Raw genomic sequence first — 15,546 nt, 5'->3', positions numbered from 1 at the left:
TATTCACATATTTTGTGTATGTAAGGTGATGTGGGGGAACTTCCCTTAGAAGATAACTCTTGTGATATTGTTTTGAGTATGAATGGCTTTCATGCCTTTCCAGATAAAAACCAAGCTTTTCAAGAGATATGGCGCGTGGTGAAGCCTGGTGGTAAATTTATTGCTTGTTTCTATATCAAAGGGAAATCAAAAATTACAGATTGGCTAGTAAAAAATATTCTTTCCAAGGAAGGTTGGTTTACCCCACCATTTCAAACAGAAAAACAGCTAAAAGATTTGTTAGAAAATTTATATTCAAAAATAAATCTCCATACAGAAGGATCAATGGTTTATTTTGAATGTATCAATTAAGTGAGGATAACCAAGGAAAATTTCCTTGGTTGTTTTACGTTACAGATAGATAATTTTAGTAAAATAGAAATGAATAATATTTGGAAATTATTTCTAAGTAAAAAATAGGTATTATATTCTAAAAAGAGTGAGTCAAACACTGATGGTTGCTTTGCCGTTATCGTTGTTTGACTCAATTTTTTGTGTTGCAATAAAATGATGCAAAAAGTAGCTCTTTATAATAAATCTGTGTTAAGTTTTATATAGATAAAACATGTTTGTAATATTATTTAAATAAAAAAACATAAGTCATAATTATTGACAATTAATTTTAATTAGTTTAGAATAAATAAGTATTAATCTTAAAAATTGTAAATAAGTTATAAAGTTAGAAAAATATCTGATAAAAAGTAAAAAACTATTGACAGAGGAAAGGGGGCTTGCTACCATGAGCAGAGCAGAGCAGAGCAGAGCAGAGCAGAGCAGAGCAGAGCAGAGCAGAGCAGAGCAGAGCAGAGCAGAGTCTAAAAACGCTTTTTTTGGTGTACAGTTATTTATTTTAAAAGTCACTTTTTCGTGTATCTATATAATAGTTATACGAAAAAGTGACTTTTTGTGTCTCTTAAATAGCAATGATTTTATATAAAAAGGTAAAAAACTCTATGAATGAACGTACACTGAAACAATTAAAAAAGATAGAACTCTATGAGATTTTGTTGGCACAAAGTAAAGAAATTGACAGATTAAAACAAGAGTTAATAGAAACTCAACAAAAGTTAGAAAATAAGAAGATTATCATCCAAGAAGCAGGATCATTGGCAGATGCCGCTCTCAAATTAACTAAAATTTTTGAGGAGGCGCAGAAAGCTGCTGATATTTATCTTAAAAATATTACGGAGAATGATGATGAAGAAAAATAAATCCACTAAACCACATCCTCTCCCTGAGACGACTGTTATTGAACAAGTTTATAAATCAGCACAATACCGTAAAAACTTTTTGGAAATGTTTAGAAGCACTACTTTTATGTTAATTGTGGTTGCTGCCTTTGCTGTACTGGTTGCAATACTATTTTTACCAATTTTACGTATTTACGGCAAGTCTATGAAGGGAACCTTGAATAGCGGAGATATAGTTGTCTCTGTCAAGAGTAGTAATTTTGAGACTGGTGATGTTGTTGCCTTTTATTATAATAATAATATTTTGGTGAAGCGCGTAATTGCAGAGTCTGGTGATTGGGTTGATATGGATGAAAAAGGAAATGTTTATGTTAATGGAAAAAAACTGAATGAGCCCTACTTGAGTAAGAAAGCCTATGGTAAAACCAATATTACCTTTCCTTATCAAGTACCAGAAGATCGTATTTTTGTTATGGGGGATAACCGTGAAGTGTCGATTGATTCACGAAATACTTCTATCGGAGCGGTTTCAGATGAGCAAATTGTTGGACGTTTAGTTTTTAAAGTTTGGCCTCTTTCAGAAATGGAAATCATTGAATAGTGGCTTTATTAGTTAATATGAGAAAGGAGGATGAGAATTTATGAAGAAATTTTTTAGGAGAGAATATTTAGCTCAGTTCAAGGCTAAGTATAAGAAAGTAATTGGTGCTATTGCTGTAATTGTCGTCTTTGTGACGACCTATGCTTTGATATTGCCAGCATTGACTTTAGATAGTAATGCTGCCAATCAAACGCCTGGTATTAATACGGAACAGTCTGGCAGTGTAGATGACAATACAACAAGCACTTCCTTGAGCACAGAAAATTCAGACTCGCAGGCTGTTTCTGAAACGAATGTGTCTAGCCAAGATGAACAGCTAGTTACTACAGATACGACTTTGATTGCAGATGATAAAAATTATCAAGTAACAGCTGATATAACAGCTGAGGCTAAATTACCAGAAAGTGTGGCACTTGAAGTTAACCAAGTTAAGCCAGAGGATGATACTTACCAGAGTAAACTACAAAAAATACAAGACACTTTGCCTTTAAATACGGTGGCAAATATTAGGCTTTATGATATTGCTTTCATGCAAGGTGATGCTGAAGTGGAACCGTCTGCTTCTGTGAAGGTGACCATTACTCAAAAGGATAATTTTGAGGCTAATAAAGATAATCTAAAAGTTGTTCATATCAAAACGGATGGTTCAACAGAAGTATTGGATGCTGAAGTGGCAGGTGATGGTAATCAGGTAACAACAGTTACATTTAATAGTGATAGTTTTTCTGATTTTGCTTTAGTTGATACTAGTACATCTGATGATTCAATATTAAATAGTTCATCAACAGGAAGGGATGTTGACGCTTCCGTGGAGAGCACAACAGAAACAGAGACGACGTCACAGAGTTACACCGTGACCTTCTACAATGACGATAGCGAAATCACTTCAACGCAAATTGAGGCTGGGACAGCATTAACAATTCTGCCAGAAACTCCTTTCAAATCAGGGTATCGTTTTGATCATTGGGAAAATGCAGAGACGCATGAAACTGTCACAGCAGATACGATTGTGACGAGTGATTTGACGGTTAAGGCAGTTTTTACGGAGATTTCAATTTATACGGTTACCGTAAATTACTATTATCACAATAATAGTGCCAATCAGGACGTCACCTTTGATAAGGAAATCTTCCAATTGGAAGAACGGGATACTCCCTATCAAATTACTCCACCTACCTCAACTGAAGTTAAAAGAGAAGAAGATAGTACTTTAACTGCTGATGCAATTTATTACCCACAAGAAGCAGTTATTGAACTCAAGTCAGGTGATTTGGCAATTAAGGATGAGTTAGATGGAAATATTGATGATAAGGTGACCATCAATTTACAGTACGTGCCTTATACCGCCGAGTATACAGTACATTATATGTTGAAAAATTTAACAGGTGATGACTATACTGAGATTCAGAGTGTTACCAATCACGGTGTTCTAGGTTCTACAGTAAGCCCTCAAGTCTTGTCTTATGATTATGCTATTTTTGAAAAAACAGAAGCGACAAAATTGACACAATCACAGGGACAAGATCTCTATGTTTATTACACACGCAACAGCTACACGCTTTCCTATAATACCAACGGTGGCTCTTATATCCCTTATCAGACAGGTCTATACGAAAGTAAAGTTAGTCTGACCGATAATGTGCCGACAAAAACGGGCTACACCTTTGTTGGTTGGCATGAAAAGGAAGATTTATCAGACACTGCTAAAACCAGTGGAACGATTACGCTGGATAGTGATAAGACACTCTATGCAGAATGGAAAGCTAATACTGTTAATTACACCATAAACTACTATAAAGAAGTTTATAATAATGCTACGGGAACAACGAGTTATGTTTATGATAGTGCTGTATCAGCTAGTGGAAAGGTTGGTGCTACCGTTCAAGCTGATGAAGCTCCTGCCTTGACAACAGTTCCAACAGGATACGAACGTGAAAGCGCCTATGGTATGAATGCTAACTCTAATGTTACGATTGCAGCTGACGGTACATCGGTGCTGAAAGTGTATTATAGTTTGATAAGATATACCTTTGTATTTAATTTGAATGGTACACTTTTTAATGTCAATAGTTATCCAGTTGGCTCAACTTCTGGAAGTATGACTGTCAATGGAACGTTATATACAAGTAGTCAATATAGAATTTCAAATGTTGTTTTAGGTCAGGATATTTCATCACAATGGCCCACATCTGTCAATAGTGTAACCAGCAGGAGAAAAACATATCAATTTAAAGGTTGGTATAATTCCTCTGATAGAATATTTTATGTTACCAAACGCTATGAAGTAACAAAAGATATGATTGAAAAAGGAATGAACACTAACAATGAAAAAACTTTCGTCGCTTATTGGCAACGTGGGTTGAGTTTGTACTATGTGAATTATTATTTACAAGATGCTGATAATACTAGTGTTTATACTAATTCTTCGTACAGTCAGTCATTATATCGATCTAATGATAGTTTAAGCGGTAAGGACATTGACGGTTTTACATTGAGAACGACAACACCAGCGGGTTATTATAGTTCTGGTTATCGGAATGATAATGGCGATAACACAAATAATTACTACTACCGTTTCTATTATGATAGAAATACTTACAGTATTGATTATTACTATAATGGTAGTAATATAAATACCATTTCTAGCATTCCATTTGAGCAAAATATTAACTCTTCAACCTATAACTATACGCCTGAACGTCCGTCAGGTATTGATGCTGATTACACTTGGGGAGGTTGGTATACGGATGCTGGTTTGACGGTGCCTTATACCTTTGATACTATGCCTTCCCATAACCTAGTCCTTTATGCCAAGTGGGTTGCGCCAACTTTTAATGTGACTTTTAATTTGAATGGTGGCGATGGAGTAGCGCCTACGACACAAGAGGTTGAAAAATACAAAACAGCAACTTCGGTAGCAGATCCAAGTCGTCAATATTATAATTTTGATGGCTGGTACACAGCAAAAGAAGGTGGTGAACGCTACGATTGGTCACAGCCAGTAACCTCAGATACCACACTTTACGCTCATTGGTCCTTGAAACCATTGACCTACACAGTGCGTTATCTTGACGCGGACAATAATAACAATCAACTAGCAGCGGATAAAACAGTTACCAGTTCTGCACTAAATTACCAACAAGTGATTAGTGAGAGTGCTTTAGCTATTACGGGTTACCGCCCAGATGCTAATAGCAAGAGCGTTGTGCTTGATTATGATGCCGACCACAATATCATCACTTTCTACTACACCAAGAAGTCTGCTCAAGTGTCTTATCGTGTCGACTATGTTTTGAAGGACAATCCGACAGTGAAAGTCGCTGAGAGCAAGTCGGTGACAGTGGACGGTAGCACGATTTCAATTAAAGAAAGTGCGGTCACAGTTGATAAAGATTATCTGGCTAAGCAACTCGACACGACGCCTGAACAACTGGATGATTACTATGCTCTGACAGATGTTGAAAGCCTAACCTTGACCTCAAGTTCAGATAACAACGTTATCACTTTCTACTACGTACCTTACGACACGGCTCATATCACGGTTAATTATCTAGATATGGATGGCAATCCGATTGTGGGGCAAGAACCTTTGAACACGACACGCAAGAAACCAAGTCAATATACTGTCACTCACAAGACTATTAGTGGCTACACTTATGCTCAGTCTAAAGATAGCAATGGTGATAAGAACAAAGTTAATTACAAGATTGACAAGGGCGATAACATCACCATTAATCTCTATTATCAAAAAGATCTTTACATCGAAGCTGTCAGCAAGGAAAAAAATTATGACGACATCGCTTTGGAAAATAGTGGCTTGACTGACCTCAAAGATAGCTACAAAGACTTACTGGAAACAGGTGATAGTTTGACAGGGATTTCCTTCACAGGTAGTCAGATAGACGCGGGATCTAGTGCGGTGACACCAAGCATTGCCTTGGTTAGCAGTTCAACTGGCAAGGCGCGGAATTATTACTATAATATCATCTATGTCGCGGGTACTTTAACGGTTAATAAACAACCTGTCACCGTTATCGTCAATGGTCAAGATAAGGAAAAGACCTACGACGGTGTAGCAGAAAGTATCAGTTATGACGACTTGGTCATTAACGATAGTAGTGGTCTTTACAAAGAAAGCGACATCAGATTTACAGGTGACAAGACCTTGTCGGCAACGGATGCTGGCACCTATAATCTGACTCTACAAGGTAAATTTACCAATAGCAATGCTAACTTTGAGGTAACTTTCCAAGTAAGTGACGGTCGCCTGCTGATTAAGCCACGTCCTGTTATCTTGACCTCGGCGACTGCTGAAAAAGGTTATGACGGCATGGCTTTAACAGCCCGAACAGTAACTGCTAGTGAGCCAACAGCTGACAAAGGTTTTGTGACGGGTGAGGGTCTGCTCTATGATGTAACAGGTAGTCAAACAGCTACTGGCTCGTCTGACAATACTTTCACTTATACAGCTATGAATACTGCTACCAAACTGTCTAACTATGACATTGCCACAGTCTATGGTCGCTTGACTGTGACACCAACGGTCAATATTCAAAAGACCAAGACGGATTGGACAGCCTTGACAGGTGGTAAGTTTGAGATTAGCAAGTGGAACGGTAATACTTGGACATCTATTGATGGCGTATCGGATTTGACTATCACTTCAACTGATGGTGTGACTATTCCCGTTGGTCTAAATACTGGTCGTTACCGTATCACAGAGACAGCGGCGCCCGATGGCTATGTTATCCTTGATAACTCAGTTTATTTTGCTGTAACAGAAAGCCAAGCAGAGAATGGTCAGTCTAGCTTTGCCATTTCCCTAACAGATGAAAATGGGAATACTATTTCTAGCTTAGAGAATGTGAAAGTCTTGGAGGGAAATAGTAGTTATAGTACACGTATTCAAATTGCTAATGAGACTGGAAAGGCACTACCTCATACTGGTGGTAGTGGTCGTATGTTTTACGTGTTAGTCGGACTAGCTCTGATGTTGGTTACTCTGGCTTATCGTCAATATCAGAAACATCGTGAAAGGAGTGATTTGCCTTAAAAACTCCTAAAATACATTAAGGGCTTGATTCTAGCCTAACTTTTACAGTTTTTTTCTAAAATTATCATTATGAAAAGAAAGAGGATTCTCATGAATAACCTTAAAAAGATTTTAACTCCCCTTTTGACCGTCCTCGCGTTGGTCTTTGTGTGTGGTGCAGTAAGTGCACAAACAGTTGACTCAGGTGCTGGTGGATCAGCAACAATCACTATCAATAATGCTTCTCAAGGGCAAACCTACACGGTTTATAAACTCTTTGATGCAACTGTTGATGGCAATGGTGCCATCTCTTACAAATTACCAAGTGGTAAAACTTCCCTTGGAGACGGTTCAACTTGGTTTGAAGTAGATGCCAAGGGCAATGTCACTGCTAAGAAAAATGCAGATGTGTCATCTGATGCTTTCAAAACATGGGCAGCTAGCTTTGGTACCCAAGCAGCTACAGCAACAGCTGAAGACAACACTGTCACATTTACCAACCTTGCCTATGGTTACTACTATGTGCAATCATCACTCGGTGCGACGATCACAGTTGATAGCACAAATCCAGATGCGACAATCAAAGATAAAAATACCACTGCACCAAATATCCCAGATGACAATAATGGCGGTGGTAAACACATCCTTGTGAATGGTGAAACTGTTGATAGTACAACTGCCAAAGTTGGTGACACAGTAAATTATCAAATCAAATTTGAAGCAACTAACTATGTTACAACTGAAACAGATTCAAAACAAATTGTATCATACACGATTACCGATACATCAACAAATTTAAGCATTGATAAATCCAGTGTGAAAGTCCTTGTTAAAGGAACAGAAGCTAAAGCTGCTAATGTTTCAACAACTTTTGATGATGCTGGTAAAATGACTATCGTCTTAACATGGGCAGATGAAAGTGGTAAAACCATTTATGACTCACCAGCTGATGTTGTCATTACTTATGACGCTACTGTTACAAAAGGTGCTGCTGACGCTGCTGCAACCAACTCAGCAACTATTGGCTATAATACAGCTGATAACCCTAATGAAAATCCTACACCAGTCGATCCTGACAAACCAACCGATACGACTGAGGTTAAAACTTACCAGTTTACTTTAAACAAAGTTGATACGTCAAGTAATCAATTGACTGGTGCAACATTCAAACTTTATGACGCTGCAACAGATGGTAACGAAATTAAAGTTGTGAAAGTATCTGATGGAGTTTATCGTGTTGCAGAAGCAAGTGAAGAAGGTACTGAAATTGAAGCTGGTTCAGCTATTATCAAAGGTCTTAAAGGGGATGATACGAAATATTATCTTGAAGAAACTAAAGCGCCTAACGGTTACAACATTCTGACAGAACGTAAAGAAGTAACAATCTCATCAACAGAAACAAATACTTCAAATGTTGTCAATAAAGCTGGTGCAGCATTGCCTTCAACAGGGTCATTTGGTACTAAGGTATTCTATCTTGTTGGTTCAATATTACTCATTGGTGCCTTAATTTTCATGATTTCAAAACGTCGCATGAATAATATGTAATTTTATCAAATAGAGTTATCTTCGGAAGGTTTGGCTTAATCGCTTTTTCCGAAGATTTTCTCTTTAAATCTAGTTCTCATACTTATTGGGACTAAGTTTAAAGAGAGGAACATACAGAGCACAGAGAAGGGAGGTGGTCAGCTGATGATCTGGCTAAAGCAAAAACTTTCTAAATTCGCTTTGCCATTCATTTTTATCATGGGCTTAGGGTTACTGACCTATCCGACTATCAGTGACTACTGGAATTCTTTTCATCAGTCTGAAGCTATTATGTCATACACTAAAAGTGTGTCCAAGATGTCAACAGAAGACTATAAACGCATTTTGGCAAGTGCCAAGCAGTATAATGCAACGCATGGTATGGATTGGAATTTTTCAGATGAGGATAAGGCAGCCTATGAAAAAGAACTTAATTTTAATAATGATGGTTCTATGGGCTACATTGATATTCCCAAAATTAACGTTAAGCTGACCATTTTCCACGGCACAGATGAATCTGTTTTGCAAACGTCTATTGGGCATTTGGAGGGAACTTCCTTGCCTGTCGGTGGAAAAGGAACACATAGCGTTCTATCAGGGCATCGTGGTTTGCCATCGGCTAAGTTGTTCTCAGATTTGGATCAGTTACGTGAAGGGGATACCTTTACTATTCATGTTCTCAACGAAACTTTAACGTATGAAGTGGATCAGATTCGTGTGGTAGAACCAACAGATTTATCTAATTTAAGCATTGATCCTGACCAAGATTACGTGACTTTAGTTACCTGTACCCCATACGGAATCAATACTCACCGCCTCTTGGTTCGTGGGCATCGTATTGCCAATTCTGATGGTGATGCAAATGTCATATCAGATGCTGTGCAGATTAAGCCGATTTATATTGCACCATTTCTTGCGACTCCTGTTTGTGTCATTTTACTAATGTATATCTTTATCATAACAAGTAAGCACTACCGTAAAAAACACGCCAACTGCGTTGCGAATTACTTAGCTCAAAAAGAAATTAATTATCGTCCACAAGTTGAAAGAAATGTTTATAAAGGTATTATTGAGCAACTAAAAAAATTGTTTGAAGATAGTTAAATGAATTAGGAAAGCTATATAACCGCTCTTTGTCAACTGTAATAGGTGTCAAAGTTAAACTCTAGCGAGAACAAATGATGTTCTCGTTTTTTTGCTGTTTAAAGCGAGGTAAATGCGTTTTTTAAAGTTGTCAAAGTTCCTGTAACCAAAAGCGTTTCGTTTAATATCTTTGATGAGTTTGTTAGTAGCTTCAGGTTTGACGTTAGAATAAGGGAGTTCAATAGCATTAGTGATGTATTTCTGATAACGGATAAAGGTTGTAGTAATTTTTAAGTTGTGGTACGTGTTTGAAAAATCTTTTTAAATACTCTTTAGATATTAAAGTTTCTCTGAAAGTCCTTGAATAAAAAGCATTGGGCGATAATTTTCGACTATCCTTTTGAATGAGTTTCCAGTAATATTTTAGAACACGGTATTCAAGAGATTTTTTCATGCCCATAAATAGTCACTTACTGCATTCTATGAAGTTAGATAAAAGTCACACTATGATAATAAGATATATTGGCTTAGCTCAGTAAAATATTTGTTGCACTTAATAATTTGATTTTTATTTAGAATCATTATAAATAGTCGTTTTTTTGGAACTATTATAATATAATAAAAGTAAGAAAGAGGTAAATAGAATGTCAAACTTCAAAAAATTACTTACAACTCTAACTATTGCACTATGTGCATTGGTTATTAATTTTATTCTTCATAAACCAGATTTGGCCTACATTCTAGTGGCTATTGCCGGCGGTATTATGTCTTTATCAATGCTTATTGATATGATTAAGACTTTAAAATCTGGTCAGTACGGTGTTGATATTCTAGCTATTTCAGCTATTATTGCTACCTTACTTGTTGGTGATTATTGGGCTAGTCTTATGATTCTCATCATGCTTACAGGTGGGGAAAGTCTTGAAGATTATGCCAGTAAACAGGCCAGTCGTGAATTACGAAGTCTTCTTGATAATAGTCCCAAAATTGCACATCGCTTGATTGGACACGAGTTGGAAGATGTTCCTGTTGAAGCTTTAAAAATTGGTGATGTAGTCGTCGTTAGACCTGATGAGATGGTGCCAGTAGATGGACGTATTTTACGTGGAGAATCTGATTTTAATGAAGCCTCACTGACTGGTGAATCTAAACCAATTGAAAAGAAGGTTGGAGATAATATTTTATCTGGTTCTATGAATGGTTCAAATTCTATCCAATTTGAAGTTACTTCACTGGCTGAAGATAGTCAATACCAACAATTGGTGAGATTGGTAAAAGAGTCAACTTCAAATCCTGCACCATTTGTTAGACTTGCTGATCGCTATTCAATTCCTTTTACAGTCATTGCTTATGTAATCGGTGGATTTGCTTGGTTTGTCTCAAAAGATCCAGTGCGTTTTGCTCAAGTCCTTGTTGTAGCTTCGCCATGTCCCCTAATATTAGCAGCCCCTGTAGCACTGGTTGCTGGCATGAGTCAAGCATCAAAGAACGGGATTATTATTAGAACAGGGACAACCCTAGAAAAGTTGTCTGGTGCAAAATCTGTAGCTTTTGATAAGACGGGTACTATTACACAAGGAAACCTAGCTGTCAATCAAATCATCGCAGTTGAAGGGACCACGGAAGAAGAACTCATTCAGCTTGCAGCAAGTCTTGAACAAAATTCATCACATATCTTAGCACGTTCACTAGTACAATACGCTAAAAGTAAAGGTATTACATTTTTACCTGTCACATCAGCAACTGAAGTAACGGCTCAAGGTATCATAGGAAAGATTTCAGGTAATGAAGTTTCAGCAGGCAAACCGAGCCTTATCAAAAATTTTAGTTCTGAAAATCTATCAAAAGAAACTAGCATTTATGTTGGTAAAAACGATCATCTACTCGGATATATTACTTTTAAGGACTCCGTTCGACCTGAAGCCAAGGAAACAATGCAAAAACTCCAACAAATGGATGTTAAAAACCTAGTTATGCTCACTGGAGATAAATATTCAGTCGCTAAGGAAATAGCAGAGCAGGTTGGTATTAATAAAGTCTTCGCAGATTGCTTACCGCAGGATAAAATTAAGCACTTAAAAGATATTGGAGTCCAAAATGGACCAGTTTTAATGGTGGGAGATGGTGTAAATGATGCCCCAGCCCTTGTAACCGCAGATGTCGGAATTGCTATGGGTGCTCATGGATCAACAGCAGCAAGTGAGAACGCAGATGTTGTCATCATGAAAGATGATTTGAGTAAGGTTGTACAAGTTATTGCTATTGCAAAACACACCATGAAAATCGCTAAACAATCTGTTTTAATTGGCTTATTTGTTTGTTTAGTGCTAATGGTCATTGCAGCAACAGGTGTCATCCCGACTTTATTAGGAGCTATACTCCAAGAAGTTGTTGATACTGTTTCAATTCTCTCAGCATTACGAGCACGTAAAAATGTGTGATATAATTGCTTGAGATTCAATCTGTCAATTAAATTAGACATAAAAATCTATGTTAGATTAGATGATACACTACCGATAATAATTATGAAGAAGTTATTTTCTATATTAGTTGTTTTATTATCAGTGCTATGTTTTTTAGGTGGGGAAAAGGTAGTATTAGCTGAATCTAATAGTTTAGAGACTTTTCGAGGTTATGTAAATAATGGTGGTAAGAGTAGCGAAAGCCGATTAGGTATTAATAATATTTATATAGATGACAATAGTCAGACTATTGTAGGGTACTGTTTTAATATCAAAAAGCAGTATTCTAGTATGTATGGAGATCGGTATACTAAATGTACTAATGTAAATGCGAAGCGAATGAAAGAGAACAGTAGCAGTACATTGGAAGATGCGGTGTTATACGATTCGGTTATGAAAGTTTTATATAACGGTTATCCAAATAATGGGAGTAGCATTCAACAAAAGTATCAGTTAACTGATGATCAGTTTAGAGGAATTACTCAGCTAGTTATTTGGAAATTCACAGATAGCTATACAGGGTATTCGTTTAGCTCTGACAATTTAGAAAATGTTTATAATGAATTAAGGAATGTTTCACAGTTAATTTATCCTTATGTACAAAATTTTCTGGCAGCAGAAATGTTGCCAGAAAATCAAACTGAATACACAAGTGTATCTATCAATAAAGTTTGGGATGATGCAAACAATCAAGGTGGACAACGTTCAAGTGAAGTTACTGTTCAATTGTTAGCAAATGGTAGTGCTATTACTTACACAGTAACTGAAGATAGTGTTGACAATTACACGACAACAATTAATGGATATGACATTACAAATAGCTACACTCTAGGTAAAACAAGTTTGACAGTCACAAAATTTTGGGATGATAGTGATGACCAAGATGGGCTTCGTCCTAATTCTATTGATGTCCAATTATATGCTAATGGCAAAAAATCTGGTGACGTTGTGACCTTAACAGCAGCGGATAACTGGACATATACATGGACAAATCTTGCTGAAAAAGCAAATAAAAAAAGATATTGTTTACTCTGTCAAAGAAGTGACTGAAGTTGATGGCTATACAACTATTGAAGGAAAAGTAGAGAACGGAAATGTAACCATTACGAATACGCATGTGCCAGTAATTCCAGAAGAACCTAAAACAACAGATGTGACCTTCAGGTGATACAGCCAAAGTGTTCAGCTTGTCAGAAGATACCTACACTATGGTGGAAAGTCAAGCCCCAGCAGGTTATGAATTAGCAGAGTCAATCACTTTCCGTGTCACAGCAGACGGTCAAGTTGAGGTAAAAGGAACAGATGGTTCCTGGACAAACCAAGCCGATGCCACAATAAAAATGGAAGATGCTAAAACACCAGTAGTTCCAGAAGAACCACAGTCAAATACCCCAACAGTTGATGATCCAACAACTCCGTCAAGTAATTCTGATAAACAATCAGAGAAGAAACAAGAAAAGAAATCACTCCTTCCGTCAACAGGAGATAGCAGCGGTCTAGGATTGATGATATTTGGTCTAGCACTTGTATTATCAGTTATCTTTGGTTTTGTTTATAAAGCAAAAAGAGCTAAAGCATAAAATTAGTTAATAATTGAAACCAACCTTTTAGAAAAGAGAGCCAATTTGGTTCTCTTTTTGTGTTTATCTTTGATATTTTACCGTTTTACTTGTACTTGACTTTGGTCTCTCTTGTGGTCTGTGTTATAATAAAATCATGGAAATATTTGACACACATACGCATTTAAACGCCGATGATTTTGCCGGGCGTGAAGCAGAAGAATTGGCACTTGCTAAAGAAATGGGGGTCACTCGACACAATGTTGTTGGATTTGACGCACCAACTATTAAACGTGCTATTGAGTTAGCTGAAAAATACCCTGAAATCTACGCCACGATTGGGTGGCACCCAACGGAAGCAGGTTCATATAATCAAGAAATTGAGGATATGATTGTTGCCAATCTATCACACCCCAAAGTGGTTGGTCTTGGTGAGATTGGGCTAGATTATTATTGGATGGAAGACCCAAAAGACGTTCAAATTGAGGTTTTTAAACGTCAGATTCAGCTTTCAAAAGACCATAACCTTCCTTTCATCGTCCACACTCGTGATGCGCTTGAAGATACTTACGCTGTCATCAAAGAAGCAGGCGTTGGACCTCGCGGCGGGATTATTCATTCATTTTCAGGCTCTTTGGAAATGGCAGAGCGTTTTATCGAGCTTGGCATGATGATTTCATTTTCAGGGGTTGTTACATTTAAAAAAGCACTTGACATTCAAGAAGCTGCGCAGAAATTGCCGCTTGATAAGATTTTGGTTGAAACGGATGCGCCTTACCTTGCACCTGTTCCAAAACGTGGTCGTGAAAACCGCACCGCTTATACTCGCTATGTTGTAGATAAAATTGCAGAGCTTCGCGGTTTGACCAGTGAAGAAGTGGCAAAAGCGACATCAGATAATGCAAAGAGGTTGTTTAACTGTGACTGAAAAAATCAAAATTCAAGAAGTGCTTGTTGTTGAGGGGAAAGACGATACCGCAAATTTGCGTCGTTTTTATGATGTAGATACCTATGAAACTCGCGGGTCAGCTATCAATGATGACGACCTTGAACGTATCGAAAAATTAAATGACCTTCGTGGGGTTATTGTCTTTACGGACCCAGATTATAACGGAGAACGCATTCGCAAAATCATCATGAATGCTATCCCAAATGTTAAACACGCTTTTTTAAATCGTGATGAAGCTGCACCAAAATCAAAAAGTAAAGGTCGTTCACTCGGCGTTGAGCACGCAAGTTTCGAAGATTTGCAAAAAGCTCTTTCTGGCGTATTAGGAAATTTTGATGATGATAATCAATTCAACATCACAGGAGCTGACCTGATGCGTATGGGGCTTTTAATGGGAAATGATAGCCGCAGGCGCCGTGAATATTTGGGCGAAAAGCTCCGTATTGGTTACAGCAACGGCAAACAACTTCTCAAACGCCTAGAGCTCTTTGGCATCACTTTAGCCGAAGTAGAAGAAGCTATGGAGAGATATGAGGGATAAAAAAAGTTGCGCTTTTACGGGGAGTTACACCAGTTGGGCAGAATCGTATTCCTAAAATGGCTTATCTGGCAGAGATTTTAACAGAAGCAGGTCTTGAAAATGTTAAGACATATATTCAAAGTGGCAATATCGTTTTTGAGACAACCTTATCTGACGATGACGTTTGTACATTGATTCATGACACGATTCAGGCAAAAATCGGTGCTGATTTATCGGTTATCCTCAAAACGCAAGCCCAGTTTACAACGGCTCTTGCTGAAAGTCTTTTTGATGAAAGCTACGATGCCTCACGTGTTCACTTGGTATTCACCAATGACCAGCTTGACCAAGAGATATTAAATAAACTACTAGAGATGGATTTTGGTGCTGAAATTTTGAAAGCTGGTAGTGAGTGCCTGTACATCTATTTACCAAGAGAAGCAAAGAAAAAGCGACTGAATACCAATTACCTTGAAAAACAGTTACATATCACAGCAACCATGCGAAAACGTCGCAGTATTTTGCGATTGAGCCAGATGTGATACAATAGTAACTTGCATTGATAGAAATGAAAGGAAAGACAT

13 protein-coding genes and 1 pseudogene are annotated in these 15,546 nt (G+C 37.4%); 13 read left to right on the top strand and 1 reads right to left on the bottom strand.

Annotated elements, in window-relative coordinates:
- Nucleotides 1-30: 30 nt before the first annotated feature.
- From SMA_RS09400 to SMA_RS09370, 6 genes are all read left to right on the top strand, one after another.
- Nucleotides 31-351, top strand: a complete 321-nt coding sequence (locus SMA_RS09400) for a class I SAM-dependent methyltransferase (RefSeq protein WP_014295329.1) — start codon at nt 31-33, stop codon at nt 349-351.
- Between the two features lie 641 nt (nt 352-992).
- Nucleotides 993-1,250 (top strand): hypothetical protein, encoded by a 258-nt coding sequence (locus SMA_RS09390; RefSeq protein WP_014295328.1) that lies wholly within the window; start codon nt 993-995, stop codon nt 1,248-1,250.
- A complete protein-coding gene (gene lepB / locus SMA_RS09385; RefSeq protein WP_014295327.1) occupies nt 1,237-1,830 on the top strand; it encodes a signal peptidase I in 594 nt (197 codons plus the stop codon). The genes SMA_RS09390 and lepB overlap by 14 nt, the downstream gene beginning before the upstream one ends.
- Before the next feature lie 40 nt (nt 1,831-1,870).
- Nucleotides 1,871-6,883, top strand: a complete 5,013-nt coding sequence (locus tag SMA_RS09380) for an InlB B-repeat-containing protein (RefSeq protein WP_014295326.1) — start codon at nt 1,871-1,873, stop codon at nt 6,881-6,883.
- Nucleotides 6,884-6,973: 90 nt separating this feature from the next.
- Nucleotides 6,974-8,410 carry a SpaH/EbpB family LPXTG-anchored major pilin gene (locus SMA_RS09375; protein WP_014295325.1) on the top strand — a complete coding sequence of 479 codons (1,437 nt, stop codon included), beginning with the start codon at nt 6,974-6,976 and terminating at the stop codon, nt 8,408-8,410.
- Nucleotides 8,411-8,554: 144 nt separating this feature from the next.
- Nucleotides 8,555-9,493, top strand: coding sequence for a class C sortase (locus tag SMA_RS09370; protein WP_014295324.1), 939 nt, complete (start codon nt 8,555-8,557; stop codon nt 9,491-9,493).
- A 54-nt stretch (nt 9,494-9,547) separates the two neighbouring features.
- Here SMA_RS09370 and SMA_RS11425 read toward each other — a convergent pair.
- Nucleotides 9,548-9,920: pseudogene (locus SMA_RS11425) on the bottom strand (transposase); the annotation flags it as partial.
- A gap of 196 nt (nt 9,921-10,116) precedes the next feature.
- Here SMA_RS11425 and SMA_RS09365 point away from each other — a divergent pair.
- The 7 genes from SMA_RS09365 (at nt 10,117) to SMA_RS09345 (ending at nt 15,504) form a co-directional block, all read left to right on the top strand.
- The gene (locus SMA_RS09365) at nt 10,117-11,913 is read left to right on the top strand and encodes a heavy metal translocating P-type ATPase (RefSeq protein ID WP_014295323.1); all 1,797 of its coding nucleotides are present in this window, start codon (nt 10,117-10,119) and stop codon (nt 11,911-11,913) included.
- Nucleotides 11,914-11,997: 84 nt separating this feature from the next.
- Complete coding sequence (locus SMA_RS09360) at nt 11,998-12,984, top strand: Cna B-type domain-containing protein (RefSeq protein ID WP_318248490.1); 987 nt, start codon at nt 11,998-12,000, stop codon at nt 12,982-12,984.
- Nucleotides 12,977-13,102: a hypothetical protein gene (locus SMA_RS12270; RefSeq protein WP_252518646.1), complete on the top strand. Its 126-nt coding sequence runs from the start codon at nt 12,977-12,979 to the stop codon at nt 13,100-13,102. The genes SMA_RS09360 and SMA_RS12270 overlap by 8 nt, the downstream gene beginning before the upstream one ends.
- A 40-nt stretch (nt 13,103-13,142) precedes the next feature.
- Nucleotides 13,143-13,514, top strand: a complete 372-nt coding sequence (locus tag SMA_RS12265; protein ID WP_318248489.1) for an LPXTG cell wall anchor domain-containing protein — start codon at nt 13,143-13,145, stop codon at nt 13,512-13,514.
- Nucleotides 13,515-13,650: 136 nt separating this feature from the next.
- Nucleotides 13,651-14,421, top strand: coding sequence for a TatD family hydrolase (locus SMA_RS09355; protein WP_014295320.1), 771 nt, complete (start codon nt 13,651-13,653; stop codon nt 14,419-14,421).
- A complete protein-coding gene (gene rnmV, locus SMA_RS09350) occupies nt 14,414-14,983 on the top strand; it encodes a ribonuclease M5 (RefSeq protein WP_014295319.1) in 570 nt (189 codons plus the stop codon). Before SMA_RS09355 ends, rnmV begins: the two co-directional genes overlap by 8 nt.
- Nucleotides 14,980-15,504, top strand: a complete 525-nt coding sequence (locus tag SMA_RS09345; protein ID WP_044563128.1) for a DUF1697 domain-containing protein — start codon at nt 14,980-14,982, stop codon at nt 15,502-15,504. The genes rnmV and SMA_RS09345 overlap by 4 nt, the downstream gene beginning before the upstream one ends.
- Nucleotides 15,505-15,546: the final 42 nt, after the last annotated feature.

Origin of the sequence: Streptococcus macedonicus ACA-DC 198, assembly GCA_000283635.1 — a bacterium.
GTDB classification, from domain to species: Bacteria; Bacillota; Bacilli; order Lactobacillales; family Streptococcaceae; genus Streptococcus; species Streptococcus macedonicus.
Note: the sequence above shows the minus strand (reverse complement) of the source record. Positions and strands in the feature narration are given on the sequence as shown.

Excerpts from the sequence above, each read along its gene's own strand:
- SMA_RS09390 (WP_014295328.1), top strand. The coding sequence starts at position 993 with ATGAATGAACGTACACTGAAACAATTAAAAAAGATAGAACTCTATGAG.
- SMA_RS09370 (WP_014295324.1), top strand. The coding sequence starts at position 8,555 with ATGATCTGGCTAAAGCAAAAACTTTCTAAATTCGCTTTGCCATTCATT.
- SMA_RS09355 (WP_014295320.1), top strand. The coding sequence starts at position 13,651 with ATGGAAATATTTGACACACATACGCATTTAAACGCCGATGATTTTGCC.
- SMA_RS09375 (WP_014295325.1), top strand. The coding sequence starts at position 6,974 with ATGAATAACCTTAAAAAGATTTTAACTCCCCTTTTGACCGTCCTCGCG.
- SMA_RS09365 (WP_014295323.1), top strand. The coding sequence starts at position 10,117 with ATGTCAAACTTCAAAAAATTACTTACAACTCTAACTATTGCACTATGT.
- SMA_RS09380 (WP_014295326.1), top strand. The coding sequence starts at position 1,871 with ATGAAGAAATTTTTTAGGAGAGAATATTTAGCTCAGTTCAAGGCTAAG.
- SMA_RS09360 (WP_318248490.1), top strand. The coding sequence starts at position 11,998 with ATGAAGAAGTTATTTTCTATATTAGTTGTTTTATTATCAGTGCTATGT.
- SMA_RS12265 (WP_318248489.1), top strand. The coding sequence starts at position 13,143 with ATGGTGGAAAGTCAAGCCCCAGCAGGTTATGAATTAGCAGAGTCAATC.
- lepB (WP_014295327.1), top strand. The coding sequence starts at position 1,237 with ATGAAGAAAAATAAATCCACTAAACCACATCCTCTCCCTGAGACGACT.